Below are 3,776 nucleotides of genomic sequence, written 5' to 3'. Positions count from 1 at the left end.
GGATTTGTGTATAAGAGACAGGCAGTTGACCGGGGTTTGTTTTTTATGGCGCTTAATCAGAACTGGTAATTAATACCCAGGCTCAGATTATTGGCTTTTAACTTGTAGCTTTCACTGCCGTCACGGAAGCGCTCCTGCGGTAGCTGTAAATATTCCAGGGTCGCGGTGAGTCTGGGCGTAAATTTCAGACCAGCGCCGACGCCCCAGGCAAAGCCATCCAGCGTCTCGCTATCGGTAAAACGAAAACCCTCGTCCTGCACCTCATATTTAAATTTACTGGCACCATAACCGGCTAAACCATACAGCGATAAGCTATTGGAAAGCGGTACGCCGGCCTTTAACAGCAGCATACTTTGTTGGTCAACGGTCAGCTCCTCCAGATAACCCGGCTCGCGGTAACGCTCGCCTTTGACACCGGTACCAAAGCGTACCTCAGCAGCGACGTAAGGGTTAAACTGGTAGCCAGCCAGCACAGATAAGGTGGTAAAGTCGAAGGAAAAACTCTCACTACTGTCCGTTTCTTTTAGCTTAGTGGCGCTGACCTGGCCACCGACATAGAACGGCGAATCCATAGCCAGAGCTGGTGCAGCCAGAGCGCTGATCACGAAAAGCGCGATAAAGGGTTTTAACATAACAGCGTCCTCTTAGTTGGGGTAACGCTATCGATACTGCAACCCGCCCGCTGAATTGCACCTTAATAGCGCTGACCCTTTGCGTTATGTTTGCTAAGACAATGTAACAACTTGTAACTCCCCGCACAGTCTTACTGGCGCTTATCTCAGTTTTTCTCAACATGGTCGAAAGCAAGCTGGTATTGCCGGCAAAAGCTGTTATAACAAAGGGCTAACAAAAAGACAGGGAATCCAACAATGAAGATGATCCTTCGCGCTGCCTTATTGGGTAGCTTGCTCAGTTGCAGTCAACTGGCACTGGCAACGGCTGTGGATATTGGCTATCAGCAGCCGGTAAAAGAGATTGTAGCTATCGTCGATGCGGCACCAGCACCGGGGGCGATGTTAAGCCCGAATGGCAAGCTGATGCTAAGTACCGGTTTTGCCGCCTTACCAGGTATTGCCGATCTGGCGGCGCCGGAATACCGGCTGGCTGGTGTAAGGTTTAATCCGGCGAATAATGGTCCGTCACAACCGCGCTATGTCTCGTCATTACAATTGATCGAGTTGGATACGCAGCAGACAAAAGCGATCAAAGGCTTGCCGAAGGATCTGAAAGCGGTCAATCTTAATTTCTCCCCCGACAGCCGTTATCTGGCGTTTATTCAACTGGAAGATAACGAAGCCCAACTGTGGCAGGTGGATCTGCAAAAACTGCGGGCCAGCCGCTGGAGCAATATCCGGTTAAATGCCATCTGGGGGGGCTCGCTGCAATGGACTGCTGATAGCAAAGCGATTTTTGCCGCCAGTATTCCTGCCAAACGGGGTGCTGAACCGGTGCAAAGCAAGGTGCCAACTGGCCCGGTGATTACCGAAGCCCGTGGCCGCACTGCACCAGCGCGCACCTATCAGGATTTGTTAAAAAACAAATATGATGAAGCCCTGTTTAGCTACTACTTTACCAGTCAGCTGGTAAAAATCGGCCTGAACAATAAGGTGACTACCCTGGGCAAGCCACAACTGCTGCGTGGTGCCGAGTTATCGCCGGACAATAACTTTATTCTGGTCAGCCGTATTGAGCAGCCGTTTTCCTATGCGGTACCGGTATCGCGCTTTGCTTATACCACCGAGGTGTGGGATGCCAGCGGCAAGCTGCAATATCAGGTGGTGCAGCAACCGGTAGCCGATAATTTACCGATAGCCTTTGATGCGGTTATCACCGGCCGCCGTAGTGTAGGCTGGCGCCCGGATCAGGCGGCAACGCTATACTGGGCTGAAGCGGCGGATGGTGGCGATCCGGCGAATAAAGTGACGGTACGGGATCAGCTGTTCCAACTGGCAGCGCCTTTTAACGCCGAGCCAGAAAAGCTGCTGGATTTAAGCTTCCGTTTCTCCTACCTGTTAGCGGCCGCCGATGGCAGCCTGTTGGTCTGGGAGCGTTGGTGGCAGGATCGCAATGAAAAAGTCTGGTATCTGGACCCGGCGCAGCAAGCCCGGGTATTCTGGGAGCGCTCTTCTGAAGATCGTTATAATGATCCGGGCAGTCCGTTATTAACTACCGCTGCTAACGGCCAGCGCTTGTTGCGGGTAGCGGATGGCGCTATTTATTTAACGGGCGTCGGCGCGTCACCAGAGGGTAACAGACCCTTTATCGATCAGCGTCAGCTGGCTACTGGTGAAACCCGCCGTTTATGGCGTTCGGAAGCGCCTTTCTACGAGTTCCCTTTTACGTTGTTACCATCAGGCAAGCTGTTAACCCAGCGTGAGGCGCCGGATCTGCCGCCGGATTTCTACCTGCGCGATCTCAGCAGCGGCGAACTGACTGCCCTGACCAAAACACCGCACCCGATGCCACATACCCAGGGTATTAGCCGTGAACTGATTAATTATCAGCGTGCGGATGGTATTCCAATGTCGGCGACACTGCTGCTACCTGCCGGCTACGATAAAGCCCGCGATGGCGCACTGCCGACCGTGATTTGGGCTTATCCGCGCGAGTTCCGCAGTGCTGACGCTGCCGGTCAGGTTAGTGATTCGCCGTACCGTTTTAACCGCATCAGTTACTGGACACCGCAGTTCCTGGCAACTCAGGGCTATGCGGTATTGGATAATGCCACCATGCCGATCGTTGGCGAAGGGACGCAGGAGCCGAATGATAGCTTTATCGAGCAACTGATCTTAAATGCGGAAGCGGCGATTGCTGCAGGTGTAGAGCGCGGCGTAACAGACCCGAACCGGGTGGCGATTGGCGGTCATTCTTATGGTGCCTTTATGACAGCAAATCTACTGGCGCACTCCAATTTGTTTAAAGCCGGTATTGCCCGCAGCGGCGCCTACAACCGTAGCTTAACGCCGTTCGGTTTCCAGATGGAGCAGCGTACCCTGTGGGATGATCCGGAGTTATATGTGCGGATGTCGCCGTTCTTCCATGCCGAAAAAATTAAGACACCCATACTGCTGATCCATGGTAGTGATGATAATAACGCCGGCACTTTCCCCATGCAGAGCGAGCGCTTATATCAGGCGATTAAAGGCAACGGCGGCACCACCCGCTTAGTGATGTTGCCACTGGAATCACACGGCTACCGCGCCCGTGAGTCGGTACTTCATATGCTATGGGAAACTACGGCCTGGCTGGATGAGTTTGTTAAAAACGCTAAGGCCGATACTGCCGAGTAAGTTGTGTTGCAATAAAGTTAATCTATAATAAAAAGCGCTGCTAAACCCAGCGCTTTTGCTTTTTTGGAGGTAAGCATGACATGGAGTAAGAAATTCGCTTTAGCCTTGCTGAGTTTGCTGGCGATAGTGGTGGCATATCAGCTTGGTAAGCAGATTGGTGCCTGGATAATCCGTTCTGGAACAATGATTGGTTAGTTTCAGTAAGATGATTATCCAATTTCTGCTTGAGATGACATTTGTGTCACTAGGCACTGCATTTGGATGCAAGTTGGGATTTTGCTTATCCGATAAAGAACCAAAAGCAGACGAAAATAAACAGGTTGTTTATAGTGCGCTTTACAGCGCATTGTTTTATGCACTCTTTAAAATGCTTTCGAGCTAAGCCCGGCGTTATGGCCTGTCTCTTGATCACAAGTCAGCCTCAAGAGACTTTGCTAGGTCATAACCTTCAAGGATGGTTTGTAGTTTGAACCATCCTTGCCACAA

The 3,776-nt window shown here is 51.6% G+C and carries 2 protein-coding genes; one reads left to right on the top strand and one right to left on the bottom strand.

Translation table 11 applies throughout. From position 1 onward, the window contains the following. Positions 1 to 56: 56 nt before the first annotated feature. Positions 57 to 632, bottom strand: coding sequence for a porin family protein (locus tag A9165_RS16250; protein ID WP_065956660.1), 576 nt, complete (start codon positions 630 to 632; stop codon positions 57 to 59). Between the two features lie 237 nt (positions 633 to 869). Here A9165_RS16250 and A9165_RS16245 point away from each other — a divergent pair, with 237 nt between their 5' ends. Next, positions 870 to 3,290 (top strand): S9 family peptidase, encoded by a 2,421-nt coding sequence (locus A9165_RS16245; protein ID WP_008606449.1) that lies wholly within the window; start codon positions 870 to 872, stop codon positions 3,288 to 3,290. The last annotated feature ends 486 nt before the right edge of the window (positions 3,291 to 3,776 follow it).

The sequence above is a fragment of the Alishewanella sp. HH-ZS genome, assembly GCF_001704375.1.
Taxonomy (GTDB): Bacteria; Pseudomonadota; Gammaproteobacteria; order Enterobacterales; family Alteromonadaceae; genus Alishewanella; species Alishewanella aestuarii.
The sequence above is the reverse complement of the archived record's forward strand: the minus strand, read 5'-3'. Positions and strand labels throughout refer to the sequence as shown.

Coding starts and splice junctions, on each gene's coding strand:
- A9165_RS16250 (WP_065956660.1), bottom strand. CDS start 632: ATGTTAAAACCCTTTATCGCGCTTTTCGTGATCAGCGCTCTGGCTGCA.
- A9165_RS16245 (WP_008606449.1), top strand. CDS start 870: ATGAAGATGATCCTTCGCGCTGCCTTATTGGGTAGCTTGCTCAGTTGC.